22 protein-coding genes are annotated in these 24,856 nt (G+C 38.6%); 11 read left to right on the top strand and 11 right to left on the bottom strand.

Annotation, left to right across the window (positions count from 1 at the left end):
• Nucleotides 1–26: 26 nt before the first annotated feature.
• A complete protein-coding gene (locus tag WC623_RS11905; RefSeq protein WP_372851260.1) occupies nucleotides 27–1,283 on the bottom strand; it encodes a hypothetical protein in 1,257 nt (418 codons plus the stop codon).
• 142 nt (nucleotides 1,284–1,425) lie between these two features.
• Between WC623_RS11905 and WC623_RS11900 the strand changes: the two genes are divergently transcribed.
• The 5 genes from WC623_RS11900 (at nucleotide 1,426) to WC623_RS11880 (ending at nucleotide 7,655) form a co-directional block, all read left to right on the top strand.
• On the top strand, nucleotides 1,426–2,931 hold the full coding sequence (locus WC623_RS11900) for a 7TM-DISM domain-containing protein (protein WP_372851258.1): 1,506 nt from the start codon (nucleotides 1,426–1,428) through the stop codon (nucleotides 2,929–2,931).
• The gene (locus tag WC623_RS11895; RefSeq protein WP_372851256.1) at nucleotides 2,928–3,572 is read left to right on the top strand and encodes a response regulator; all 645 of its coding nucleotides are present in this window, start codon (nucleotides 2,928–2,930) and stop codon (nucleotides 3,570–3,572) included. The genes WC623_RS11900 and WC623_RS11895 overlap by 4 nt, the downstream gene beginning before the upstream one ends.
• Before the next feature lie 3 nt (nucleotides 3,573–3,575).
• The gene (locus tag WC623_RS11890; RefSeq protein WP_372851254.1) at nucleotides 3,576–5,378 is read left to right on the top strand and encodes a 7TM diverse intracellular signaling domain-containing protein; all 1,803 of its coding nucleotides are present in this window, start codon (nucleotides 3,576–3,578) and stop codon (nucleotides 5,376–5,378) included.
• A 135-nt stretch (nucleotides 5,379–5,513) separates the two neighbouring features.
• Nucleotides 5,514–6,188 carry a hemerythrin domain-containing protein gene (locus tag WC623_RS11885; RefSeq protein ID WP_372851252.1) on the top strand — a complete coding sequence of 225 codons (675 nt, stop codon included), beginning with the start codon at nucleotides 5,514–5,516 and terminating at the stop codon, nucleotides 6,186–6,188.
• Nucleotides 6,189–6,407: 219 nt separating this feature from the next.
• Entirely contained in the window at nucleotides 6,408–7,655 is a 1,248-nt protein-coding gene (locus WC623_RS11880; RefSeq protein ID WP_372851250.1) for an OmpA family protein, read from the top strand.
• Nucleotides 7,656–8,072: 417 nt separating this feature from the next.
• Here WC623_RS11880 and WC623_RS11875 read toward each other — a convergent pair whose 3' ends face one another.
• The gene (locus WC623_RS11875) at nucleotides 8,073–8,774 is read right to left on the bottom strand and encodes a hypothetical protein (protein ID WP_372851248.1); all 702 of its coding nucleotides are present in this window, start codon (nucleotides 8,772–8,774) and stop codon (nucleotides 8,073–8,075) included.
• A gap of 220 nt (nucleotides 8,775–8,994) precedes the next feature.
• On the opposite strand from WC623_RS11875, the gene WC623_RS11870 reads away from it, so the two are divergent.
• On the top strand, nucleotides 8,995–9,495 hold the full coding sequence (locus WC623_RS11870) for a GNAT family N-acetyltransferase (RefSeq protein ID WP_372851246.1): 501 nt from the start codon (nucleotides 8,995–8,997) through the stop codon (nucleotides 9,493–9,495).
• Nucleotides 9,496–9,524: 29 nt separating this feature from the next.
• Here WC623_RS11870 and WC623_RS11865 read toward each other — a convergent pair whose 3' ends face one another.
• On the bottom strand, nucleotides 9,525–11,201 hold the full coding sequence (locus WC623_RS11865; protein ID WP_372851244.1) for a hypothetical protein: 1,677 nt from the start codon (nucleotides 11,199–11,201) through the stop codon (nucleotides 9,525–9,527).
• A 173-nt stretch (nucleotides 11,202–11,374) separates the two neighbouring features.
• Here WC623_RS11865 and WC623_RS11860 point away from each other — a divergent pair, with 173 nt between their 5' ends.
• Nucleotides 11,375–12,166, top strand: coding sequence for a class I SAM-dependent methyltransferase (locus WC623_RS11860; RefSeq protein WP_372851242.1), 792 nt, complete (start codon nucleotides 11,375–11,377; stop codon nucleotides 12,164–12,166).
• A gap of 92 nt (nucleotides 12,167–12,258) precedes the next feature.
• Here the strand turns inward: WC623_RS11860 and WC623_RS11855 are convergent, their stop codons facing one another.
• A complete protein-coding gene (locus WC623_RS11855; RefSeq protein ID WP_372851240.1) occupies nucleotides 12,259–12,444 on the bottom strand; it encodes a PLDc N-terminal domain-containing protein in 186 nt (61 codons plus the stop codon).
• Nucleotides 12,445–12,622: 178 nt separating this feature from the next.
• Between WC623_RS11855 and WC623_RS11850 the strand changes: the two genes are divergently transcribed.
• Entirely contained in the window at nucleotides 12,623–13,174 is a 552-nt protein-coding gene (locus WC623_RS11850) for an RNA 2'-phosphotransferase (protein WP_372851238.1), read from the top strand.
• 73 nt (nucleotides 13,175–13,247) lie between these two features.
• Here the strand turns inward: WC623_RS11850 and WC623_RS11845 are convergent, their stop codons facing one another.
• From WC623_RS11845 to hxlB, 5 genes are all read right to left on the bottom strand, one after another.
• Nucleotides 13,248–13,604 carry a type II toxin-antitoxin system HigA family antitoxin gene (locus WC623_RS11845; RefSeq protein WP_372851236.1) on the bottom strand — a complete coding sequence of 119 codons (357 nt, stop codon included), beginning with the start codon at nucleotides 13,602–13,604 and terminating at the stop codon, nucleotides 13,248–13,250.
• A gap of 5 nt (nucleotides 13,605–13,609) precedes the next feature.
• Entirely contained in the window at nucleotides 13,610–13,918 is a 309-nt protein-coding gene (locus WC623_RS11840; RefSeq protein ID WP_372851234.1) for a type II toxin-antitoxin system HigB family toxin, read from the bottom strand.
• 378 nt (nucleotides 13,919–14,296) lie between these two features.
• Complete coding sequence (locus WC623_RS11835) at nucleotides 14,297–17,539, bottom strand: S41 family peptidase (RefSeq protein ID WP_372851232.1); 3,243 nt, start codon at nucleotides 17,537–17,539, stop codon at nucleotides 14,297–14,299.
• 273 nt (nucleotides 17,540–17,812) lie between these two features.
• Entirely contained in the window at nucleotides 17,813–18,445 is a 633-nt protein-coding gene (gene hxlA / locus WC623_RS11830; protein ID WP_372851230.1) for a 3-hexulose-6-phosphate synthase, read from the bottom strand.
• Between the two features lie 33 nt (nucleotides 18,446–18,478).
• On the bottom strand, nucleotides 18,479–19,069 hold the full coding sequence (gene hxlB / locus WC623_RS11825) for a 6-phospho-3-hexuloisomerase (RefSeq protein ID WP_372851228.1): 591 nt from the start codon (nucleotides 19,067–19,069) through the stop codon (nucleotides 18,479–18,481).
• 203 nt (nucleotides 19,070–19,272) lie between these two features.
• Here hxlB and WC623_RS11820 point away from each other — a divergent pair, with 203 nt between their 5' ends.
• From WC623_RS11820 to WC623_RS11810, 3 genes are all read left to right on the top strand, one after another.
• A complete protein-coding gene (locus WC623_RS11820; protein WP_372851226.1) occupies nucleotides 19,273–20,130 on the top strand; it encodes a helix-turn-helix domain-containing protein in 858 nt (285 codons plus the stop codon).
• Nucleotides 20,131–20,272: 142 nt separating this feature from the next.
• Entirely contained in the window at nucleotides 20,273–21,118 is an 846-nt protein-coding gene (locus tag WC623_RS11815; protein WP_372851224.1) for a class I SAM-dependent methyltransferase, read from the top strand.
• 75 nt (nucleotides 21,119–21,193) lie between these two features.
• Complete coding sequence (locus WC623_RS11810; RefSeq protein ID WP_372851222.1) at nucleotides 21,194–22,276, top strand: hypothetical protein; 1,083 nt, start codon at nucleotides 21,194–21,196, stop codon at nucleotides 22,274–22,276.
• Nucleotides 22,277–22,376: 100 nt separating this feature from the next.
• Here WC623_RS11810 and WC623_RS11805 read toward each other — a convergent pair whose 3' ends face one another.
• Together WC623_RS11805 and WC623_RS11800 are read right to left on the bottom strand one after the other, a co-directional pair.
• Entirely contained in the window at nucleotides 22,377–23,432 is a 1,056-nt protein-coding gene (locus WC623_RS11805; protein WP_372851220.1) for a redoxin domain-containing protein, read from the bottom strand.
• Between the two features lie 3 nt (nucleotides 23,433–23,435).
• Nucleotides 23,436–24,854 carry a RagB/SusD family nutrient uptake outer membrane protein gene (locus WC623_RS11800; RefSeq protein ID WP_372851218.1) on the bottom strand — a complete coding sequence of 473 codons (1,419 nt, stop codon included), beginning with the start codon at nucleotides 24,852–24,854 and terminating at the stop codon, nucleotides 23,436–23,438.
• Nucleotides 24,855–24,856: the final 2 nt, after the last annotated feature.

Here is a 24,856-nt window from a genome sequence, read left to right as displayed (position 1 = left end):
AAATTGAATAAATATGTTTCTGATGATTAAGGGATATATACCCTGGCTTTGAACCGGCCGGTAATACTGGCGGTGTTTATTAGTAGAGGTCCTATTCCGGCATTAGGTACCGTAAAATTGCCCTCCACCCATTTGTTGTCCATTTTTGTGATGTTGATGCTGCCACCACTAGGCAATAAATCTTTTTGCAAAGGGTCCACATAGGCACTGGTATATCCTCCATTACCCATTAGAAAGTGAAACTTGTTTCCTGTAGCAGTCAGATCATAAGAATAGGTGCCTACGCCACCGTTCCAGGCCAGCAGGAATTCACCGCCACCCTCAGCGCCTGGATTAGACAAAAGAAACCTTTGTCCTGACTTTACCGCCGGTGTAACCGGAAATTTTCCATTGCTCACATTTAACTCGGCCCATCCATCACCCATAATCTCGATATTGGACAATAACATAAACGTACCGGTCACCGGCGCATTCAGGCTCAGGCTCACCGTTGCATTGGTAGAACCATTCACCGTAGCAGGAGCCTGATAGGTAATCGTACTGCCATTGGAACTGATGATGTTCCCGGGACCGGTCAAATCCCAGGATTTAATATATTTTGAGGGCAGGGGTACAGGGGTACCTACCGGATAACCTGGCTCAGATGCCCCATCACTGGTTAGCGGTACCAATAAATCCTCGTATTTCGACTGGGTATAAATCAGTGCCTTAACTACCTGTTTATTTCCCGGTTCCAGACTGGCATGAAGTGGCGAAAGCGATACCCGGTTCATCATTGACCAATCACTGAAATGTGTCGTTTTAAATGTTACTGTCTTTCCCTGAATATCATAACTGCTTGCCCCAACAAACTTCCAGACCCCACTTGTCATTTGGTAAGAAAATCCAAAGGTCTCCATCATTGCTATCGAGTCTGTTTCCACAGAAAAAGCATAAGTCAGCGAAACAGGCTTTTCAAACTGGACATCATGCGGAGTAAGTCTAAAGGATTTTCCTGCGCCTGCAATATTTGTTCTGGTAATGGGCTCAATACCAATGGTTGTCTCAGCTTTCAGCGCACCAGCGGGTATATTAATACTCAGACCACATTCCGAAGAAGCGAGCACTCCACCTGCTGGCCCAATACGCCGGGTTACCGCTGCTCCCGTCGAAACTCCCTGTGGCCTAACCAAGGCCACAACCTCGGAACTTTCTTCGTCCACTACTTTTACTTTATCCTTTTTACAGGCGAGTATGCTTACTGCACACAGCATACCTATCAGGTACACACTTAACTTTTTCATGTTCTAATTGCTATCGTATTTGTTTAAAATAATTTGAGATCAAAATTAGCCCGGACACCTTAAGGGATAAATAAGCGACATTAATCATATTTATAGGTACTACTACCCATTTTCAATACTTTAATCTTATTTATATTTGAACATGATTGTAAGGCGGATCATTTGTGTGCTTATGGTATTGGCAGCGAGTCTAAACGTTGCACCAAAAGATATTGTGCTGAGCAATACGGAGGCGTTTTATAAAATCAAAGATGCACGTCTTAATAAAAATGCCCTTTGGATCAGCATCACCCTGACCAATAGTTCCAGCTCCAGCGATTGGTACATCCAGGTGCCACCACCTGTGAGCGAGGTAGATCTTTATATCGCTCAAAAGGACGGAAAGTTCCAGCACATGAAGCTGAACAACAAAACACCGTATACCAATCGCCCGGTAAAAGTAAATGGATTTATTCTGCCATTGAAATTACAAAAAGGGGAAAGCCGGCATTATTACTTGCGTATCAAAAACAACTATAAGCTCAAAATCCCGATATATGCGGGCACGCTGGAAGCCATTTATGAAGAAGAGCATTTCAAAAATGTCGTCAACGGATTTATGTTCGGGGCATTACTGGCTTTAATGATTTACAATCTGTATATCTACATTGCTATCCGTGATAAATCCTATCTGTTTTATTTGGGGTATTTGTTTTTTAGTGTGATCTTTTTGCTGATCTGGAATGGGTATATTCAGGGGCAGCTACTCATTAACCTGTTGTTAGCTTTCATATTTTGGCTCCTCACAATTTATGTCAATTTAAAGAAAGGTTACAAATCTTTGCTTTTTCACATCGCTGCTTTTTCCTGTGTACCCTTAAGCTATTTATTATATGAAGGCTTTCATTCCTCCATGAGTATTCAGATGGGGCTCTGCCTGCAATCGCTTGTCCTCTCATTTGCCCTGGCCGTAAAACTGAATGATTCAAAAAAGCAAACCATGCGTTTACAAACGGAAATGCTGGAGCAGACCGCAGGTTTCTCCAAAGAACTCCTCATCGCACAGGAAAACGAAAAAGAAAGTATCGCTATTGAGCTCAACAACCGCATCGGACAACAACTGGTACAGCTCAAAAATGAAATCTATGTATTGGAAAAACAAAGCCAGGGTGCAAATCCTGATTTGTTTTATAGCATTACCCAGGATATTGGAAAGGCTATTGAAGAAGTCAGTAATGTATCGTTCTCTCTCAGGCCTTATCAAATGGATACGCTTGGATTGAAGCGCTCCTTAGAACGTCTGGTGGAGGAGATGTCCACTGATGCAACCACAAACATACATTTGAATATAGATGATTTAGATCATTTGTTGGACAAAGAAGCTCAGATGAACCTGTACCGGATTGTCCAGGAACTGCTCAGCAACCTGATCAAGCATGCAGAGGCTACCAATTGCAACATCCGTATCAAGTCAACCGCAAAACATTTAAGACTGAACTATGAGGACAATGGAAAAGGATATCATACCAAAAACTCCTCTTCAGGTTTAGGCCTGTCGGGCATCAGAGAACGTTGTAAACTCCTGTATGCCGAAATAAAAATAAACAGCAAACTCAGTGAAGGAACTAAAGTATCCATCAAAATTCCTACTAAAACCATAGCCATATGAATGCAAAGACAACCATACTCATCGCTGACGACCATCCGATATTCCTTAAAGGACTGAAAGAAGTTATAGAATCTGAACCCGGTTACGAGGTTATTTTTGAAGCTAAAAACGGCCTGGAAGCACTAGCGATTGCTCGGACCCGTCACCCGATGGTGACCATACTGGATATAGACATGCCGGAAATGAATGGACTGGTCGCAGCCGAAGAACTGATAAAACTTGTTCCGGAGGCTAACGTCATCCTACTGACCATGCACAAGGCAAAAGACACCTTCCTGCACGCGCTCGATATTGGCGTTGCTGGATATGTGTTAAAAGAAAATGCGGTGGTCGATATCATTCAGGCCATAGAAGCAGTCATGACCGGAAATTCCTACATCAGTCCGGAGATGAGTTCTTTTTTATTGACCCAGCGCAGAGCTGCAAATCATAATCCAACTATCAATGAGCTGCTCAGCACACTGACACCATCAGAAATGAAAATATTGAAACTGGTAGGCAGCTATAAAAGTACAAAAGCCATCGCTGATGAACTTTTCATTAGTGAAAAAACGGTTTCCAATCACCGGATGAATATCCTGAAAAAATTAAACTTGAATGGCAAAAACAGCCTACTGCGTTTTGCCATAGAACAGCGCTAAAAAATGAACATAGGGTTACTCAAAGCTTTAATATTTTTCCTGTTACTTTCCAGTATAAGCTCAGGTAATGCTCAGGATATTCAACTAAAGGACAACGGAAAAAGCTATCTCCTCAGCTACCCGGAGTTTCTGGTTGATCCTGACAATAATTTGCATATTAGCCAGGTTCAGTATAAAAACTTCAAAACTTCAGAGTTCCCTACCTTGTCATTAGGCGCCACCACGGCATCGGTTTGGGTTAAAATTCGCATTCAAAACCAAAGTAATCAAACCGGCTGGCACATCCAGATTGACAGTCCGCCGGTATTGGAATCGGTCAGCATATATCAGAAAAATGACGGTCGCCTGTTTAAGATATTTGCAAGAGGAGCCAGCATACCCAAAGCGACAGGGGAGGTAAGGGTCAACAACCTGCTCATACCGATTTCCATCCCGGTTCATACCCAGGCAGAATTTTATATCAAGGCCAGCAGCAATAATATACTAAGGCTGCCAATTAAAGTCACCACCTTACAAAATGCTTTTGAACAGAGCTACATCACCGATCTATTGAATGGAATTGTTTTTGGGATGCTGATCGCATTTGCCATTTACAACCTTTTTGTATACATCATCACAAAGGAACAGCCTTATCTATATTATCTGGGCTATATATTTTTCTGGAGCCTGAACCTGTTTTTTTACAATGGATTTCTGCCGGATATACTTAGTGAACTCATCTGGTTAAACAGCGCAGGAACGATTATTGCCATTGCCAGCCTCCTGAGTGTCATTTTTACCAATTCCTTTTTGCAAACCAAAAAAAACAGTCCTTTTTTCTATAAAATAAGGGGACTGATGTGCCTGCTTTCAATAGTGATTTTGCTGACTGACATTTTCTACAAAGGCACCTATTCCTTTATGCTCGTGCAATACCTGATGTATCCCTTTTTTATTTATTGGTTTGGAGCAGGTATTCAGAGTTTAAGAAAGGGCTACAAACCAGCGATCTATTTTATATTGGGATTCGGATCTCTCATGCTGGGCAACGCTGTATACAACTTAAAAGACCTTGATATCCTGCCTGACAACCTGATTACCCGTACCAGTATGCATTGGGGTACGCTGCTTGAGGCCCTTATACTTTCTTTTGCCCTGGCCAGCAGGCTCAATTTTTACAGAAAGCAGCAGGAGCAGATCCAGCTAAAAACTATCGAAGAAAAAAGAGGTTTTTTGAAAGAACTTCTTCAGCGTCAGGAACAGGAAAAAAAACGCATCGCCATGGAACTTCACGACAACATTGGCCAGCAGCTGATCTTGATCAAGAACAGGTCATGGCGGCTTCAGCAACTTAGTGAAGGCGTCATTAAAGACTTAGTGAGCGAGCCCATAAACCATATTGCAGCTATCATGGCTGAAGTACGGGGAATACTTCACCGGTTAAGGCCTTACCAAATGGATTTGCTGGGATTAACCCAAAGTATCAATGGCTTAATAACAGATACTTTTACTGATTTTGATATCGAGCAGGGAAATACAGATGAAGTCAACGAGTATTTCAATACAGACGAATCCATGCACATTTTCAGAATCTTGCAGCTATTGACAGACAGTATTTTGGCAAGCAAGCCCGACAAACAGATCCGCTATGCCATCACTCGTCATGTTTCAAGTGTAGATTTCAGGTTCGAAATTCAAACTACCCGGCGCATACTGGACGGTTCTCCTGATATTAGGAACAGACTGGAACTACTCAAGGGACATATTAGTGTTCAAAAGAATCAAAATAACACCCAAATCATAGTCAACATCCCATTTACTCCTTAAAATAGGCAGTACTACCCAGGTATTTGAACAGTATTCCCTATTTCCGGGACTCTGTTTCCAGCTTAATTTTGAATCGTATTTCAAACCTGCTGATTAGCAGCCACGAAATCAAGCAAAATAGAATTTAGCTATATCATGGAAGAGATGAGATTTAACCTGTTTAAAAGCGTACATAAAGGATTAAGAGCCCTGCTTGCCGACACACTTTTGCAACTTCAGCAGACAGATTTTCTAATTGCTGACCAGGCTACTATTGCTGTTGAACGCATTAAACTGGTTTTGCTGCTGATGCACAGACACACGAAATGGGAAGAGGATTTCATTTTTCCGAAACTGGGTGCCGAAAGCCAGAGCATGATTAGCTTTTTTACCAATCAGCATTATCATACCGATGCTTTAACATTAAATATAGACATCCTGATTTGTGGGTTTGTAGAAGCAAAAACGAACGCGGAAAAAGAAGCGGTTGCCAATAATCTATTGAATGCTTTTGTGGAATTCCTAGCCTACAATTTTAATCATATGAACATGGAAGAACAGCTCATCAACCCCTTGCTTTGGAATAATAACAATGACAATGAACTCCGGGCGCTTCAATTGCAGCACCTCAATGCCTCTACCAGCAGAAGCGAGCAAGTTTTTCTGCAATGGATGCTAATCCATAACACCAACAGAGAATTGGCCAGCTGGATGAACAGTATGAATCAAAAATCAACCCAGTTTAACCTGGTATATGACCTGGCTCAAAAGGTCTTGGCACCGGAAAGACTGGAATCTATTAATTTAAACATATACGGAAATGAAAATTAACAACCGGCTTATCCAATTCGCTGCGGGCGTTTTTTTCCTGCTTGCCTGCATTTTGGTGTGGTTTACCCCACACCATAGTGAGACCCTACATCAACCTTCCAGACTTAAAGTTAGCGCAGGAACGACAAATGAAAACACAGTATCAGGATATCAAGTAAGAAAAATCAGCCTGGAGATATCCTTGTTCACTAATTTATTTTAAACAAACACAACATAGACATGAAAAGAATAATTTTTATCTCGGCCTTACTATTGGCTGGAAACAATTTAATGGCCCAGGGCTTTTTAAACAAACTGAAACAAAAAGCAGAAGACATGGCCTCTAAAACCATTGACAAAGCAATAGAGGGAAAAGGCAAAAAGAATAGGGAATCGAACAATACAGGCCAATCCGGTGTAAAAACTGAAAATAGCTCTGGTAGCACTAATACTGCTTTAACGAGTACCACTACGTACGACTTCGTTCCAGGATCTAAAGTATTGCTGGCAGATAACTTTTCTCAGGATGCTATTGGCCAGTTTCCATTAAAATGGTATACAAGAAGTAAAGGTGAAATCGTTACCGTGAATAACGCCAAAGGCAATTGGCTGCGCGTATATCCCGGTACATTTGTTAGCCCCGTAGTAAACATCGGAGAAAACTCGACCATTGAATTTGATTTGATCATGAACTGGCCGAAGGCGGGCGGTTATTTGGTGCCGGCAATTGGTTTCGCTTTTTATGACCGTGGAAATAAGGGAGAAATTTTATCTTACGACTACCGTCTGAAAAATTGCCTGAAATTCACCATTGCACCATACAGATCCGAAGCCGCAATACAACTGACTTCCTATGAAAACGTAGCAAAGAAACTCGAAAGCGACAAGTACAAAGTGGCAAATTTTGAGAGTAAGGTCGGCAGTGTGATACATGTGGCCATCAGCATCCAAAAAGAAAGAGTAAGGATCTGGCTGGATCAGGAAAAGGTATTTGACTTGCCGCAGGCAGCACCGCTAAATGGCAATTTAAACCAGCTAAAAATTGATATGTCCACTTCTAACTATACCAATGACCAGCTGGGTTATTATGTTTCAAATTTCAGGTTCGCAGAAGGAAGCTCGGACAAGCGCTCCAAACTTTTGACCACAGGAAAATTGGAAACGAGTGGAATCTTGTTTGCTACTAATTCTGCGGAAGTGAAATCAGATAATGAAGGTACAATCAAGGAAGTGGCAGCGGTTATGACTGAAAATCCCGACCTGAAGATCAAAATTATCGGACATACCGATGCAATCGGAAAACCTGATGCCAACCTGATTTTATCTGCAAAGCGTGCCGAATCAGTTCGTGATGCACTGGTAAAAAACTATAAAATCAATGCCGACCGTATGGAGACAGAAGGTAAAGGTTCTAGTGCCCCGGTAACGGATGACAAAAGCGAGGCAGGTAAGACCAGGAACAGAAGAGTGGAATTTGTAAAAATATAAGATTATGATCTATTTATTTAACGTCAAAGGAACTGGAAAATCCCTCAAAATCAATACCTCAAATGACTAAGATAACGCATAGGAGAATACAGTGGATATTGATTTTAGTTATTATTCTTCTGATTGCACAAATGATGAGTTATTAAAATGCTGTCTTTTGAAAGATGGGTTAGTGCTAATAAAATTATTAATTGCTGTGATGGCATTGTTTATACCATTATTGTTTATTACAATGGCGAAAGGAAAGTTTTTAAATCGATGTTTCCGCCGGAAGAGGCAAGAGATTTAATTGCAGTTTTGATCGATATTTGTAAGAATAGTTCTGTGAAACATCCCAGTAAAGATTTTATGCTGGAGACTATGAAAGATAGATAGTACTACCAGGCAACTGAGAGTTCTTTTGCGTTCGATGAGATATTAACGGAAATCATCTTCGCTAATCTTTTCGTTTACTAACAGTTTTACCATTTTTACCTTTTGCTTTTGATCTCCCTCTCCAAAAACTACGTCGGTATAGTAGGTCAATTTCCCGTATTTTTTGTAGCCGGAGAAATAACTGCTGCTGAATCCGCCTTTTTCGGTGGTGAATTTATCTTCTCGCAGTTGCAGGAATGTTTTTTTGCTATAGTAAATAACTCTTACCGTTCCGTTTGCGCAGGTGGCTTTTATCTTAAAGCAGTCTTCTTTTTCTACTTTTTCGGTGCCTGCCAATTCTAAGGTATATAGGGAAGGGTCAAGGTAATCCAGTTCGTTGAAGATGTTCTTACGAAATTTTTTGTCACTGAACTGTTCCTGGTCGGCGAGCTGTTTCTTTCCTTTCGAAAGCTCATATCCTTTTTCTCCATCATAGAAGTTCTGGAACACGGTTCTGCCTTGGTAGACAATTAGGAAAGACCCTTTGTTGGGTAGCATTTCTTTGGTGATCCAGTTGACCTTGCGGCCTTCCATCTCTGTAGCCATATCGCTGTACAGGGTTTTGATAGATTGTAGATAGGTTTTCCCCCCAGTCGCCTCGATGTTTTTTTCGATGATCTGCTGAGCCGTGAGGTTGTCCTGAGCGTGGATTCTTGTAAAGTTAAGGGTTAAAAGTATCGTCAGGGAGAGAAGCGTTGTCTTCATAAATATATTTTTTGGTATTTAGTACTTTGAAATTTACCAGTTTGGATTGGCAAAATAGGATTTTCTAGTGGTATTTCAGAGTTTTTTCTCTAACGAGTTTTACTGGGCGGGGTTTGTGGGGCTAGATAGTGGATTCGATCAGTAGCATGAGATCTTTGAGCCTAACGAGTTGTGTTTATAAAATTTCCTACCTTTACGTGTCATTTGAAATCCTATTTTTATGACTGTTGAATCAATCTCATTAACGAAATACATAGCAAGTGACTTTTCAACCTATTACCCGCTGGTAAAAGAAGATAATGTCATGAAGTATATCACAGGCAAGGGGCTAACGTTGGAAGAGGCTCGAAAAAAATTCGACTCTATGATTGAAATCAATGCTAAAGATCCTAAAATTGGTTATTTCAAAGTTTATAATAATGCTGGTGAATTTATAGGTGATGCCAAATTAGAGTGGAACATGCTGGATAATTCTCAACTAGAGATTGGCTATATCCTAAAGGAAGTATATTGGGGCAAGGGTTATGGCAGCATGATTTGTATAAAATTATTATCGCTTGCGGAGGAACAATTTTCAACGGTAGACATCATCGGAATCATCGATCCTGATAATGCGGCCTCAAAAAGACTACTTGAAAAATTTGGGTTCAAAAGCTACTTTATTGGTATTGAAGATGATTTGCCAACCGAAAAACTTATCCTAAAAAAGCAATTGATTTAGGTTTGATTTTTTGATATGGGTAAATATTACTAGGTCTTTAAAAAAATGATGTTTTTATTGCTAAACATAGGTCCTGACTGAATTTCAACAACCAATTCAGTGGCGGTAAGTTTCAATATTTTGTAGGAGACCTTTTCTGATTTAGATCCATCTTCAAATACCATTAGTAAAGACTTACCATCAGGTGCAATAATATACTCACCAACACCCTGGATTACACCATCTGTGTAAAGGAATACTTTCTTCCCTTTAACAAAATGGAATTCCCCTAATGTACCTTTTCTAGTGTATTCTAACTCACCTGATTTGTCTGATTTAGCTATAATCTTCCAACGCTTCAATAGGGCAACAGATGGATTGGCACTAATAGGGCCTTTTGGAATCGTTATTTTGGTTGATTTTGGTTCTGATTTATGTACAATACTTTTAGTCTTTTGCTCTTTATATACCAAAACATTCGGGTCTGATTTTCCATAGGTATAGGTAGCCTCTTCAGGGTAGGAACTGCATTCGTCATTTTTATTTGCTTTGACTTTAGTTATTTTTAACCCTGAATCTATATTGGTCAACTCAAAGCTTAATGGGATCCTCTTATCATTAAATGACCAGACATTTGGACTAATCAGGTTTAATGTTCCCTTGAAAGCTGCATCACAAAGTGGCCTGTCATAAGTACCAAAGTCTACTGTCATCTGCTTTGCCGAAATGTTGCTGAATGTGAATTGATATATAGCTAAAGACCCAGCTATTTCCTTAGCAAATTTGTAAGCACCAGCTTTAATAGGGGTAATGGTTCCTGGTACTATATAGGTTGTGTCTTTACTAGTTTGATTTAACAACATTCTAAAGGATGGATGAGGGGCACCATTTTGATAAGAATAGGCCTCCAATTTGTGTTTTCCATCTACCTTAAAAAAGTAAAATCTTCCAATTCCTCTAACCTGAGGTGATAAATCTATATTCATTTCGAATCCGCCGTCTGAGTTAATCTCAGCGGTATAAAAAGTTTTACTATTATCTTTTTTATTTTTAAGGTCATAATTAATCTCCTTAATTTTAGCCACACCTGTTTTGTCTATTTCACTTATGATCCATTTGCAATTCGATGTGGTGGATGGGATTTCTGGAGCTGATGTTTTAGTAAACGTTCCTTCCCAAGTTCCTGCTAAATCAACTTTATTTATTGTTGGTAAAGCTCTTTCATCATCCATACGTGTAACTGTAGTTACAATATTCACTGCACAATTTTCTGTATCTCCTTTAAAACTGAATTTGATTGTGTCTTGTGTCGGATTTGCTCCAATTTTCAATTGTCCAGTATACACTCCGTTACAGCGATTTCGATAATCTTCACGATAAAGAGTTGATCCGATCATTTTTATTTGCATAGTGGCAGTATCATAATCAAATTTCAATGGTTGCTTACCAGATTTACTTAGTTTGTTAAAAACTAAATTCTTTTCAGATTTGAGAGGGTCTTCGGCATAGTATTCATACATAAAACCAGTAACACCAGTACTCGTTACTTTATCAATTATAAGTTCCCATTTGTTTATAGAAATAATTTTACCTTTTTTATTTTCAAAACGATGAATACCTGACCATTTTCCTAATAATATTCCCTGTGCTTTAACAATGGTATTCATACTGCACAATAGAGCCATACACCATAAAATGTGCTTGTAGTAAAATTTAATCATGATCATGAAATATTGGTTTGTTTCCCTACTGTTAAATTATAAACAAAAAATCTAAAAAACAATCAATCCATTAATTAATGTGTTCTTCATAACTTTACACCAAGATCTCTACAAAACATACCAATGAAAAGGCTATTGCAGGAATAGCTCTGGGTTGATAGAATTAAAAATTAAACCTTATGAAAGATATGAAAATAGATTTTCTAAGCCACAACGAATCTGCCTGGAATAAACAGGCATTGGATCAAAATGAATGGTCTCAGCCTGTTAGCTCAGCCTTGGTGAATGCCGCTAAGCATGGGATATGGAATGTGCATCTGACCCCAGAACCTTTACCAAAACAATGGTTGGGTGATGTTAGGGATAAAAAGATACTATGTCTTGCTTCAGCTGGTGGTCAGCAGGCTCCTATATTAGCGGCGGCTGGTGCCAAAGTCGTTGTTTTTGATCTATCAGAAGAACAGTTAAGACAGGATTTAATCGTTGCACAACGAGATGGCCTGTCCCTGGAAACGATTCAGGGAAACATGAACGATTTGGGAGTATTTGATCGTGAATCATTTGATATAGTCTTTCATCCAATATCAAATCATTATGTCGAAGATGTAAATCCTGTGTGGAAAGAGGCTTATCGTGTGCTAAATAAAGGTGGATTTTTACTAGCCAGTTTTTTTAATCCAGTTGTATTTATTGGAGATAGAAACCCCCAGGACATTACCGATGGTATTATTAGACCCAAATTCAAATTACCATATGCAGATTTGAAAGATCTGGATGCTAAAGATGTCGAGAGAAAGATTGAAAGACAAGAAGCGCTTGTTTTTGGTCATACTTTAACGGATCTTATCGGTGGACAATTGCGAGCGGGGTTTATGATCGCTGATTTTATAGAAGACTCACAACCTAAACCACGATTTTTAATAGATCAGTATCTGCCCACTTTTATTGCGACAAAGGCTATTAAGTTATAAGAAGCAGAGCTGGCAGCAAACCGGCAGCCAAATTAGAAATGGTTGTAGCAAATAACTTTCTTGCTCATAATGTTAGATAATAATATCAAATGTTATTTTTTAGAAAGATCCAAAACCCTTGTGTACAAAAGATAGATAAGAGGGCCTATAAAAGGGATTAATAATATTATTAATGCCCATAAAACTTTGTTTTTATCTATTGAAGATTGTCTAAAGAGATCATACATAGCTGCCAATGGCATGCCAAATAAGATTAGTAAGATTGCTAATTCGCCCATTTCTAAAATAGTTAGATTTTTTATATTATTTCTCTAATTTTTTTGTTGCTATTTTGGCAGGAATATAAAATTATAAATGCAACTATTAAAAATAGCGAATATTTTTTAATTATTTTTTGTTTAACTTAAATAAACTATGTTATTCTTATAAATTGGTATTATTGCAACTTAATAGAAAATGATTAACGACAAACAACTTACACATATAAGCAAGTTTTTGAGTTTGATACTACGACATCAACCTGAAACAATTGGTATTCAGCTTGATCAAAATGGTTGGACTGATATTGAGATACTAATTGAAAAAGCTAACAATTATGGGATACAATTCGATAGAGAAATATTAAATCACATTGTTGCAACTAACTCAAAGAAACGATTTGCTTATAACAATACCCTTGATAAAATAAGGGCTAGTCAAGGACATTCACTAGAGTTTGAATTAGGTTATAGCAATCAAAAACCACCGGAAATACTTTATCATGGAACCAGCGAAAAATCAGTTCAATCAATTTTGGAAACAGGACTTGAAAAGAGATCCAGACAACACACTCATTTAAGTAGTGATATAGAAACGGCAATCAAAGTCGGTCAACGACACGGAAAACCTTTTGTATTCAAAGTATTAGCAGAACAAATGTATAATGATAATTTTCAGTTTTTCATTTCCGACAATGGCGTTTGGTTGACAGATAATGTGCCGACTAAGTATTTGAAACAAAATGAATAGTGAAATTACCTACGTTTTTTTCATGATTTAGAAAAAGGAAAGAAAGCACTTAAATAGATTGTAATCTTGCTATTTATGCTAATAATACTTCTGCAGGGATACCTAGTTTTTGGTGAAGTAATTTTGCAATCCTTAACGTGAGCGGTTTTTTGCGATTTAGCAATGCTGAAACATAAGCTTTACTTCCAATCCACTCTACCAGATCTTTACTTAATAAACCTTTTTCCTCCATTTTTAATTTAACAACTTCTATTGGGTCTGGAGAAGGAATTTGGTAATGTTCATCTTCGTATTGTTTAATGAGCAATAATGCAATTTGTAACTGTTGTCCTTCTTTACTTTCTGGCGAGAGGTCCAAATCAAACTGAAGATCAATCCATTCTAATAGATCTTCATATTGTTTTTCAGTTTTTAAGATTTGTAATATCATCTTGCTTATGCTTTGAAATTAACTGTTTTGACGTTTATTTTATTATACTCTTCATGAGTTCCAAACCATTTAATCTGTATGGTTTTGTATTTGAATATCATTCTGATTACTAATCTGTAATGGTTACTTAAAATATTTATAACTACCCGGTCATCCCCAACTAAGCTGACATTGGCATGAGCCAATTTGAGCTCTTGGAAATTTTTAAACTCGCAGGCTAAAAATTCATAATACCACTCAAATAGTGCGTTTTTTGCATTCGGATACTCCTTTGAATACGCTAAAAGCGTTTTTCTATTAATAATATTAAACATAACAATAGTTTACTATTGGTGAACAAATATAACAAGTTTACTATTAGTAAACAAGTCTATATCAATAAGCTATTATGTTGGTAAAGAATTATAATATTTTTTTAATCATATTTATAACTGGATGATATGTTAACCAGATCCTCCTGTGTCCGATGAATTGTTAACCGGAATTTGCTGTCAAATGCCATTAAATTCTCTCCTATAGGCAGCAAGATTGTAATTAACGGTATAGAGGATGGTGATTCAATAACGGTGTCGGCGGTAGAACCTGGGCTAAAAATGCGACACCAAGTGGAGCTGTATAAACTTAATGATTAGGCCTAATCAGGATATTGGAAATATCTCAATTAGGCCTAAGATTGTAATCATTTTAGAATTTTACTGTTTAATCGTTTTTAGCATTTCTTTAACTGCCATTTCGATTTGTGTATCTGATCCACTTAAATAGGATTCATATTTAACAGGAACCTGAATGTCTGGATAAACCTGCAGATTTTCGGTGGTCCGGTTTTCTTTTCCAATTGTACCAATCATAGGTATCCCGAATACTAGTGTCGGGTCTATCTGGCGTTCCCACCATACGGCTGTTCCGGTACCAGCAACAGGCATACCAATCAGTTTGCCCAGCCCATTTTGTTTGTAGATATAAGGGAAGATAAATGCATCACTGTAATTGGCTTCATTCATCACTACACAACTAGGTTTGGTCCATCTCACATTAGGCTCACCACCTTTAAGTCTGTTGCCCTGAGGGGAAAATTCCAGGTATTTTTTTCCGGATAAGAATGTGTTCAGGTCGTCATGCAACCATCCTCCACCATTATATCGGGTGTCTACAATCAGCGCTTCTTTTTCAAGGTTTTTGCCCAGAACAACATCAAAGGTTTCTCTGAAACTGGCGTCATTCATCCCTTCCACATGTACGTATCCAACTTTTCCACCGCTTAGTTTGTCTACCATCTGCTCCATTTTAGCAATCCATCTTTTGTACATCAGCGTGTTCTCTTCGGCAGTTACTACAGGTCTGATGGTTTCTGTCCACTTATTTTTACTGATGGGATCATAAAAGCTTAACAGGGTGTTTTTACCCTTTTTGTTGTTTAGGTATTTCGCCCAATCCACGTCATCAGTAATAGATTCATTGTCTATCGCCATGAGCAGATGTCCAGCTTTAACTTTGCTTTTCTTTGTTCCCAAAGGACCACCTGCGATAACTTCAGTAATTTTTAAGCCGTCACTTGGATTGGTTTCATCAAACAACAAGCCTAATTTTGCCGTCTCATCTGCGTTATTGATCATTGGAGAGTAGCGGCCCCCGGTATGAGAAGCGTTGAGCTCTCCCAGAATCTCACTTAACAATTCCTGGAAATCGAAGTTGTTGTTAACATGAGGTAGAAAGCGGGCGTAAGTTTCTCTGTACATTGCCCAGTCTACGCCATGCAATTTAGGATCATAGAATTTTGCTTTTACTTGTCGCCAGGCATGGTTAAATATATACTCCCTTTCGGCAGCAGCATCTATTTCCATATCGCTGTTAATACCAATAGGAGTAATCTTGCCACTTTCACTTTCCACTTTTACCAGTCTGCCGCGGTTACTTACGAACAGTGATTTTCCATCTTTGCTCATTTCAATGCCGCTTGGGCTGCCCGAAAGCTTAGCCAGGACTTTGGTATCTCTGCTGCGTGTATCAGTTACCCACAAATCGTAGCCCTTTTCAAATGACGATAGATAATACAGTTTGCTTGCATCAGCATTTAAGGCATAACCGCCTAATGAACTGCTATTTATAGTCAGTTTCACTTTCCTGTTTTCAAGGTTGCTGAAATCAGGAACAAAAGTTTTCTTGCTGGTATCCTGTTTAGCTGGTTTCGCCTTGTTAGTTGTCGTATCTTTTGGCGTCAGACGTTCACGTTGTTCTCTTTCTTTTAACAAGTCGAAATCTGCTTTAGTCATGGCCGCTAGGTCGTAGGCTTCCTGGTCTAAGAAAATGCCAAAAATATCCATTTCCCTGTTGCCCTGTATAGCCAGGGACTTACGACCGTCTTTGGAACTTGCCCAGGTAATTAATTTACCACTCAAAGCCCATTTACCTGAATATTCACCAAATCCGCTATTTATCGGGTAAATGGCATTTCCAGATCCATCAGCTTTAAATATGGCTAAGTTGCTGCGGGACATAAAGCCCTTTTGATCATCGGTAAGGATGTACTTGCCATCAGGGCTCCATTGGAAGCTCCAATCGCCATCACTATAAGAATGGTTATGTCCTTTAGGTAAGATGGTGCGACTGCTTTTACTTTTAATATTGTACACTTTCAGAATGTTCCGGTCTTCGATGTACGCAATTTCCTTTCCATCCGGAGAAATCTCCCCTTGATACTGCTCCGAAACACCTTCAATAACAGGCTCATCTTTAATCACTGTGGCAGCGAAGAAGTAGGGCTCATCTTTTTGTACAATGGTACTTTTGTAAATATCCCAACTATTTCCACGTTCAGAGGAATAATAAATAGACTTACTGTCGGGAGACCAAGTGACCATTCTTTCCTGTTGTGGCGTTTTGGTAATTTGTTTGGTCTGACCATTTTCTACACCGGTCACAAATACTTCCCCGCGGTTAATAAATGCGATTTCCTTTCCATTTGGACTTAATGCAAATTCACTCACATTTCCCATTACAGATTCGGTTCTACTTAGGTTGTCCCGACCATCATTCAATATGCTTACGTTTAGTTTTTTGCTCTGCCCATTTTTTAAAGTGTAGATTTCACCGTCTTGAGAGAAACAAAGCGTATTGTCATCGGCTCTGGTAAGGTGTCTTACTGGATTGTTTTTAAAAGTTGTAAGCTGTTGATAGTTTTTCTGCCCATTGACCGCGATCTGGAAAATGTTCTGATTTCCATTTTTTTCGCTGAGGAAATATATGCTTTTATCATCAGCACTGAAAACTGGGTTACGGTCTTCCCCCTCAAAGCTGGAAACCTGTGTATAGGTATTTGCTTTTACATCCATGATCCAGATATCCCGGGTTACCGATGAAGTATGGTGCTTTCTCCAGCTGTCTTCATAACCCTTTTTATCTTCAAATACTAATAAATTTCCATCGCTGTTATAAGATGCATTTTCAATACCTGCTGCACTTACTAGTACAGGTTTACCACCTCCGGTTTTTACTTTATAAAGATTTTGATAAATTCTCGGGCTATGAAATCTTGCACTTTCTGCTGTTCCGTTTCTGGCACTTCCAAATAATACATGCTTATTATCGGGCGTAAAATCATATGGATAGTCATTGGCGCTGTTATACGTAACCCGGGTGGGGGAGCCGCCTTTTACGCCGACAATAAAGACATCAAAATTGCCGTAACGGTTACTCGCAAAAGCAATGGATTTGCCATCTTTACTCCATACCGGCATCATATCATGAGCTTCATTCAATGTTAAAGGAATGGCCTGTCCGCCAGCACTGTTAACAAGGTAAATATCACCTTTATAACCAAAGGCAATTTGTTTTCCATCCGGAGAAATAGCTGGATAACGCAGCCATAACGGATTATCTTGTGCATGCAGCATAATGGCCGAAAACACAAAAGACGCGGCTAATAATAGTTTTTTCATTTTTATTAGTTGAGTTTTTAATGCAACAAAGATGCATTATCTGTTTTGGACTGACCAAATCTTAGCATATTTTATATGCAACGTTGTTGCTACATAGATAAAAATTAAAGATACCCGAGGTATGGCTATTGGATGTCGATTCTAAAAATTGGAAGATCAATCGAGCAGGCTTTTGGATAAAAGGCTATGTAACAAAGTTAATTATTACAAACATCCCCCAAAATAGCTTATCATTTTGGGGGATGTTCATACAATATTTGGACTTCAAATCGATTATGCGGCATTCATTGCTTCACGCAATGCTTTTGCTGCTGCGGCTGGATCTTCTGCTCCATAAATTGCAGCACCAGCAACTACGACTGTTGCACCTGCTTTAACTACTGCTGCGATATTTTCAAGATTAACACCACCAGCTACAGAAACAGGTACGCCTACTCTTGCTGTTTCGTCGATCAATACCTGGATAGAGTATCCTGGTGCCCATTGCTCATCTAATCCTGCGTGCAATTCTACAAATTCTACACCTAATTTAGTTACTTCTTGTGCGCGTCTAACGCGGTCAGGGTAACCAATAGTATCTACAACCACACCTTTTCCGTGTGCTTTTGCAGCTTTAACAGCACCTATAATTGTTGCATCTCCAACAGCTCCCATTATGGTCACTAAGTCGGCACCTGCTTTAAATGCAATATCTGCTTCCAGTTCGCCAGCATCAGCTGTTTTCATATCTGCGAAAACCAATTTATTTGGGTGTGCATTTTTCATTGCAGTGATTACTGCTGCACCCATATTTTTAATCAGTGGAGTTCCCAGTTCAATAATATCTACATAAGGGGCAACTTTTGCTGCCAACGCCAATGCTTCTTCTGTCGTTAATAAATCTATTGCTACTTGTAATTTTGCCATAATGATTTTATATAAAATTAATTTAATTCGTGATTATTCGAGGTTTGCGTGTCGTTTCCAGAGTTCCGTGTTTGGGGTGTCGCTCATCTTCCATAAAGATTGGAATACCGCGTCGGTTAGTAAAAGCAGAAATTGTTCAAATAAGCTACCTGCATATTGCCTCGAACGATTACCCTCGTGATCTTCTTTTTCAGCAGCGGGGATGAGTATCAAGTGATCTGCGGTATTGGCCAGGGTGGACTTAGTTTGTGTAGAGAGTGCCACAACTGTAGCACCTAGTGATTTCGCTTTTTCTGCTGCTCTTACGATTGAGCTGGTGGTACCTGATCCTGATGCTGCGATTAATAAATCACCTTCCTGTATTGCTGGAGTAGTGGTTTCACCCACAAAGTGGGCATTTAATCCTAAGTGCATTAAACGCATTGCTGCCGAGCGCATGGCGAAACCGGATCTTCCTGCGGCAATAATAAAAATACGATTGGCTGCTTTAATATTGTTTGCCAAGATGGTTACTTCATTAAAATCTATCTGATTTAATAACCAGGTATTTTCCATTAGTATCATTTCAAGGTTATTGCGAACCTCTTTTGCCAGTTGTTGATCTATTGTTGTACTGCACTCCATTGTAAACATTTTTTAATCCGGTGTAAAGGTAGTTCGGCTTTTTATCCTCTCTGTTACACAATCAGCCCTTTATATGGGACAATTGGGAAACTTTTTGCTTCATAAGTCATGCTTAAGCCATAAAAAATAAGCTATTTCCGAATAGTCCACCTTAATTTCCAAATCATCCAATACGCTCGGTAGAGAGTCCTTATCTTTATATCATGATGAATGTTGCATTACCGGCGAGCCTGGAAAAATCACTGATTTATATTCGTAATCTGGGTAATTGTCCACCTAGCTATCTGAATGATCCGGGGAGGAAAGACTTTTTTGAAATCGTGTGGTTAAAGAATGAAGATGCTTTACATGCTTTAAAGGATATGGACCTGGACGCAAAAGGGGATTGGATTTATCTGATTCCGCCTTATCGGGTTCATCAATTGAATAAAGCTGGTAAGAATGGGGAGCTTATTTCTTTTAAGAGAGATATGCTGGAAGAAGAGGATAAAGAGTTTCTTTTAGACCTTTTTAAGATTTTCAATGTGCAGGGCGAGTTCTCTTGTTTAAGATTAAGTGAAACTGCTGCTGTTGAGCTTTCCGAGATTTTCAGCTTATTGGAAAAAGAATATGCCAACCACAACATGATTATGGTGAAAGCTTTGCTTAAAGTTTTCTTGTTGAAATTGATTCAGGTAAAAGAGCATGATTTTACCAGTCAGGATATTCATCAAAAGCGTGTTTATGAATTTCTAATGCTATTGGAAAGTAATTATCAGCAGGTGCGAAACACTGATTTTTATGCCGGTAAATTGGGTATTAGTTCTAAGCGATTGAATCAGATTTTGAAAGATAAACTGGATAAGACGGGGATGCAGCTTATTCACGACCGGATTATTTTAGAAGCCAAACGCAGTATTATTCATAGCGAAATTACGATTAAGGAGATTGCTTATGAGTTGGGTTTTTCTGATCGTCCATATTTCAGTCGATTTTTCAAGAAACAAACTGGTCAGACACCAGAAGAATTTCAAAAGCAGGCAAAGGAACACATTAAGGCTAAGTTTAATACCTTGGTTTAATCACCCGTAAACATATGGCTGGTTACTTTGCAGAGATCAGTTATCTGGATAGTAGATTTTTTTTTAAAACGTAAACAAGTAAGCCGCTAGAATGTTTTAATAATTATTGAGAGTAATCAGTAATATTTTAATACTTGAAATCATGGATCAAGAACTCGAATTAATACGTGATCAGCAAAAGGAAGTATGGAATAGGTTTTCATCCGGATGGAAGAAATGGGATGAGCTTATGATGGATTTTTTAAAACCTGTAGGTGAAGAAATGATCAGACTTCTTAATCCCAAGGCAAATGATATGGTTTTGGATATTGCCTCTGGAACTGGGGAACCTGGATTAACCATAGCTTCTTTTCTGGATGGCGGAAAAGTCATGCTCACTGATCTCTCAGAAGATATGTTGAAAATAGCTACTGAAAATGCAGCAGATAGGGGGATTAGAAACATTGAAACTCTTGTTTGTGATGTTTGTGATCTGCCTTTTGAAGATGAAACATTTGATGCTGTAAGTTGTCGGTTTGGCTTCATGTTTTTTCCGGATATGCTTTTGGCAGCTAAAGAAATAGCACGTGTACTGAAACCCGGAGGAAAGATTGTGACATCAGTGTGGGATGTACCTGAAAAAAACTTTTGGATTACAGCAATTATGGGAACTATAAATAGAAATATAGGTTTACCAGTCTTGCCACCCGGAGCTCCTGGAATGTTTCGCTGTGCCGATAGTAATCTGATGTCTGATATATTTAAAACGGCAGGTTTAACAAATATTTTGAAAAAAGATGTTGCAGGAAAGTTGAATTGTCGGACTGCTGATGTGTATTGGAACCTCATGACTGAGGTTGCTGCCCCGGTTGTTGCAGCGCTAAGTAAAGCAGATGCTGCTATGAAAGATAAAATAAAGACAGAAGTATATGATGCGATGAATCAAAAATTTATTGATGGAAACGTTGTGATTGACTCAGGTGCTGTTGTATTTTGTGCGGAGAAATAGTAATTAAGTTGGTCGTCGTAGCTATGTATTGGTATTGAGGTTGTAAACGTATATATTCGTGTGTAATAATAAATCATGAATAAAATTATATTAACACTCCTCATGATGCTCAGCGCATTCACTTCCTATAGTCAGGAACAGAAAGATAGAATCTTATATATTGTAGATAATATTCCCGTTGTTGACACTCCTAAGGAAGATGAACAACCTGTTGAAAATGACATCGATAAACTTGAAATTGTTACTGATTTTGAAAAAATTAAGTCCTTGGGATATGAAGGGAAAATTGATAAGATCATTATTATTACAACTAAGGCTTATTCTGCAAGGCCTGATGATGTAAAAGGTATTCCAAGTTCAAAAATGATGACCAAGACAAACGGATTATGTTATTATAAAAATGCTGCTCAACCTTATAGTGGTAAATTCATAGACTATTTCTTTAATGGGAAGGTACAAGGTGATGGCGTTTTAAAAAACGGAAAGATTGAGGGTATAAGGACAGTATATTATCCTAATGGGAATAAAAGATACTTTTATACTTATAGCGATGGAATTGAAAACGGTCAATCTGAAGAGTATTTTATCAACGGTAAATTGAAGCAAAAGGGCAGTTTCGTTAATAAAAAAGAGGAAGGATTATGGCAGGTGTTTTATTCCACAGGAAAATTAAAGCGTGAATCCAATTTCATAGCCAATAAGCAGATTCTGAGCAAGGACGAGAAGAAATTTTACGAGTTGTTTTCAAAGGGTGCCTCCTTTATGAAAGAAGGTGATTATTTTAGTGCTATTAAGAAATTCGACGACGCATTAAAAATAAATATGTCCTATGCTGATGTCTATTTCTACAGAGGCACTTCAAAACTTAACACTTTCGATTTTGATCAATCCATTGCCGATTTTGATCAGGCCATAATACTTGAACCTTTGTATATGGAGGCAATAAGCAATAGGGCCTTTGCCAGGTTGCGTAAATATGAATTTAAGGATGCTAAAACTCTAAGTAAGTCCAGGGAAATTACCATAATGGCAGCAAAGGATGTTGTACCTATTCCAAAGGAAGATCTTGATAAGATTTGTGCCGATTTAAAACTTGGTTATGAATTAGGAGATCGTAAGCCTATGGTCATAGATGCTATGAAACGTTATTGTAAATAGTTAAATAGAAATACTGAGAACATTCTATCAAATTCAAAAACCTATGGAATATATCCATAGGTTTTTCTCTTGTGACCTGACCAATACTTAATTGATCGTATCAATTACAACGACCTAAAATTTCGGCAAGTTTTTGTTCCAATTCAGTTCCTTTCAGGTCTTTTTCTATAATCCGGCCATCCGGATCAATCAAAAAGCTTTGAGGTACTGAAGTTACTCCATACAATTTTGCCGCTGCATTTTCTGTTTTTAAATCTGAAACCTGAGGCCAGGTTAACCGGTCTTTGCTAATGGCTTTGAGCCATTCATCTTTTTCGGAAAGTGCATCCAGAGATACACCAAGTATTGTGAAATTCGAGTTCTTATACAAATCATATAATTTAATAAGATTTGGATTTTCTTTTCTGCAAGGAATGCACCAGGAAGCCCAAAAATCCAGCAATACATACTTTCCACGAAGAGAAGAAAGCTGTATTTGTCTGCCATTAGTATCTGGCTGTGAAAAATCTGGTGCAATCTGTCCGATGGCTACTTTTTTCAGTACCTGAAGTGTTGTGAATATACCTTTACCATCACTGCTGTTCCTGATCTCCGGCGCTAATGTCAGGAACAAAGCTTCCAGTTTTTGTGGTTCAACAGAAGTGATATGGGCGTATAAAGCACTTAAACAGATAACAGATGTATGATGGGCTTTAATGAAATGTTGAGCCGCAATAAAACGTTCTTTCTGAGCATCAGCAGGCGTTACCGCCTTATTTGCCTCTGCTAATGCTGCCTGGTATTCGTTATCTTCTAATATTATCTGTGTCCCTGTGGCTGTAGCAACTTTAGCAGTTCCGGTGCTTTTTACTATGGTAGTTCCTTTATCGATGTATAAATAACGATAATCATCTCTAGATGTTCCGGTACCTTTAGGATTTACATAAAATATTCCACGGTTAATTTTGCTTAAATAACCATGAATTTCAAATTTTCCGTTATGAAGAACGGCTGAGTCAATTTTCGTTTTTGTACCGGTATAGTACTTAAGATAGACTTTAGCAGGTGAATTTAACTGCCCGATCTTACCTTTTATCACAAAGTTGTTTTTTTGCGAAAAGCCTATAAATGGCGTGGCCATTAACAGGATAATTAAAATTCTGAATATTTTTGACATAACTTAATGATAATCTGGATTTTGAATGATGTTTGGATTGACATTGATTTCTCCCAGTGGGATTGGCATTACCCTTCGGTAATCTCCGGCCTTAATGATGCCGCTCGGATATTCTTCAGTGCGCATGATGTCCTGGTTCAACCTGTTGAGATCAAAGAAACGGTCGCCTTCAAAAGCAAGTTCTTTACGCCTTTCATTTATAATATCGGCCAGTAAGGTTGCGCCAGTAGAAGTATAGATTAAGGAAGCATCTCTTTGAGCTACCAATTGATTTAGTAAGGTTAAAGCTTCAGATTCTTTCGTAATTCTGTATGCCGCTTCTGCAGCAATAAGCTGAACTTCGGAAAGGCGAATCACCTTCTTTTCATTGAAATCGCCAGCCACCACCGGATATTTATTCACGATGTAAGCAGGATCTTCTCCACCCAATCTGTTTCTGACTCCTTTAATGATCAGATTCTTCCTTACATCTGTGCTTGTATAAGCATCAAACAAGGACTGAGTAGATAACATTTCACCTTCGCTGTTATCATCCTGAACATAATGCATGGAAAGTTCATCTGCTCCATTATGGTTAAATGCATCTGAGACAAGTTCAAAAAGTGTTTCTACTTTATTGGCCTGATCGTGTGGTGTAGCGGCAGACCAATAGCCAGCTAATGCAGTTCGGCTAACTGGTGTAAAACCACTGTTCTTTAACACATCATTGGCCAGATCATATGCATCCTGATAATTTCCTTTGTATAAATTTACTTTTGCTTTTAATGCAATTGCTGCATATTTAGAAAATCTTGCCGAGCCATTGTATTGCGACATCAAATTGATGGCTTGATCCAGGTCTGAAAGGATTTGGGCATAAACTTCTGCAACAGTATTTCGTTTAGGCAAGATTGTAGGGTCGTAATGTAATACAATTGGCACACCGAGCGTATTGGGGGCAATGGTGTAAGATTTTCCAAACAGACGTACGAGATCGAAGTAGAGTAGGGCCCGGATAGCATAAGCTTCTCCTTTATATTGTAAAACGTCAGTTCCCTTATTCAATGGTGCATCTATAATATTGTTCGCCTGTAAAATGTTTGCATAGGCGAAAAACCATACCCGATTGCTATAAGCGCCATCTGTTGTAATGGAATAGGCGTTTTCGCCGTTAAATAGTCCTATGTTACTGGAAGATAAGTAGATGTTGTCGGCAAGTAAATCTCCTAGTAATGGAACTGCGGCGCCACGAAGCTCGCCATTACGTAAATTTGCATAGGTTCCATTAAGTGCTGTTTTAATATCTGCAGGTGTTTTAAGCGCATCTTCGCTGGCTATGCTGGTATATGGCTTTTGATCCAAAAAGCTTTTTGTACAGGAGGAAATAGAAAGCAATGCAACAAAGCTTCCGATCAGGAATATGTATTTATTTAAATTCTTCATTT

This window comes from Pedobacter sp. (assembly GCF_041645105.1).
In the GTDB taxonomy this organism is placed as follows: domain Bacteria; phylum Bacteroidota; class Bacteroidia; order Sphingobacteriales; family Sphingobacteriaceae; genus Pedobacter.
Note: the sequence above shows the minus strand (reverse complement) of the source record. Positions and strands in the feature narration are given on the sequence as shown.

Bases quoted from the DNA above. Each gene is read 5' to 3' on its own strand.
- WC623_RS11845 (WP_372851236.1), bottom strand. From the start codon at position 13,604: ATGATATTACAAATCTTAAAAACTGAAAAACAATATGAAGATCTATTA.
- WC623_RS11800 (WP_372851218.1), bottom strand. From the start codon at position 24,854: ATGAAGAATTTAAATAAATACATATTCCTGATCGGAAGCTTTGTTGCA.
- WC623_RS11805 (WP_372851220.1), bottom strand. From the start codon at position 23,432: ATGTCAAAAATATTCAGAATTTTAATTATCCTGTTAATGGCCACGCCA.
- WC623_RS11895 (WP_372851256.1), top strand. From the start codon at position 2,928: ATGAATGCAAAGACAACCATACTCATCGCTGACGACCATCCGATATTC.
- WC623_RS11865 (WP_372851244.1), bottom strand. From the start codon at position 11,201: ATGATCATGATTAAATTTTACTACAAGCACATTTTATGGTGTATGGCT.
- hxlA (WP_372851230.1), bottom strand. From the start codon at position 18,445: ATGGCAAAATTACAAGTAGCAATAGATTTATTAACGACAGAAGAAGCA.
- WC623_RS11815 (WP_372851224.1), top strand. From the start codon at position 20,273: ATGGATCAAGAACTCGAATTAATACGTGATCAGCAAAAGGAAGTATGG.
- WC623_RS11820 (WP_372851226.1), top strand. From the start codon at position 19,273: ATGATGAATGTTGCATTACCGGCGAGCCTGGAAAAATCACTGATTTAT.
- WC623_RS11875 (WP_372851248.1), bottom strand. From the start codon at position 8,774: ATGAAGACAACGCTTCTCTCCCTGACGATACTTTTAACCCTTAACTTT.
- WC623_RS11835 (WP_372851232.1), bottom strand. From the start codon at position 17,539: ATGAAAAAACTATTATTAGCCGCGTCTTTTGTGTTTTCGGCCATTATG.
- WC623_RS11890 (WP_372851254.1), top strand. From the start codon at position 3,576: ATGAACATAGGGTTACTCAAAGCTTTAATATTTTTCCTGTTACTTTCC.
- WC623_RS11840 (WP_372851234.1), bottom strand. From the start codon at position 13,918: ATGTTTAATATTATTAATAGAAAAACGCTTTTAGCGTATTCAAAGGAG.
- WC623_RS11880 (WP_372851250.1), top strand. From the start codon at position 6,408: ATGAAAAGAATAATTTTTATCTCGGCCTTACTATTGGCTGGAAACAAT.
- WC623_RS11855 (WP_372851240.1), bottom strand. From the start codon at position 12,444: ATGGGCGAATTAGCAATCTTACTAATCTTATTTGGCATGCCATTGGCA.
- WC623_RS11905 (WP_372851260.1), bottom strand. From the start codon at position 1,283: ATGAAAAAGTTAAGTGTGTACCTGATAGGTATGCTGTGTGCAGTAAGC.
- hxlB (WP_372851228.1), bottom strand. From the start codon at position 19,069: ATGGAGTGCAGTACAACAATAGATCAACAACTGGCAAAAGAGGTTCGC.
- WC623_RS11860 (WP_372851242.1), top strand. From the start codon at position 11,375: ATGAAAGATATGAAAATAGATTTTCTAAGCCACAACGAATCTGCCTGG.
- WC623_RS11850 (WP_372851238.1), top strand. From the start codon at position 12,623: ATGATTAACGACAAACAACTTACACATATAAGCAAGTTTTTGAGTTTG.
- WC623_RS11810 (WP_372851222.1), top strand. From the start codon at position 21,194: ATGAATAAAATTATATTAACACTCCTCATGATGCTCAGCGCATTCACT.
- WC623_RS11900 (WP_372851258.1), top strand. From the start codon at position 1,426: ATGATTGTAAGGCGGATCATTTGTGTGCTTATGGTATTGGCAGCGAGT.
- WC623_RS11870 (WP_372851246.1), top strand. From the start codon at position 8,995: ATGACTGTTGAATCAATCTCATTAACGAAATACATAGCAAGTGACTTT.
- WC623_RS11885 (WP_372851252.1), top strand. From the start codon at position 5,514: ATGGAAGAGATGAGATTTAACCTGTTTAAAAGCGTACATAAAGGATTA.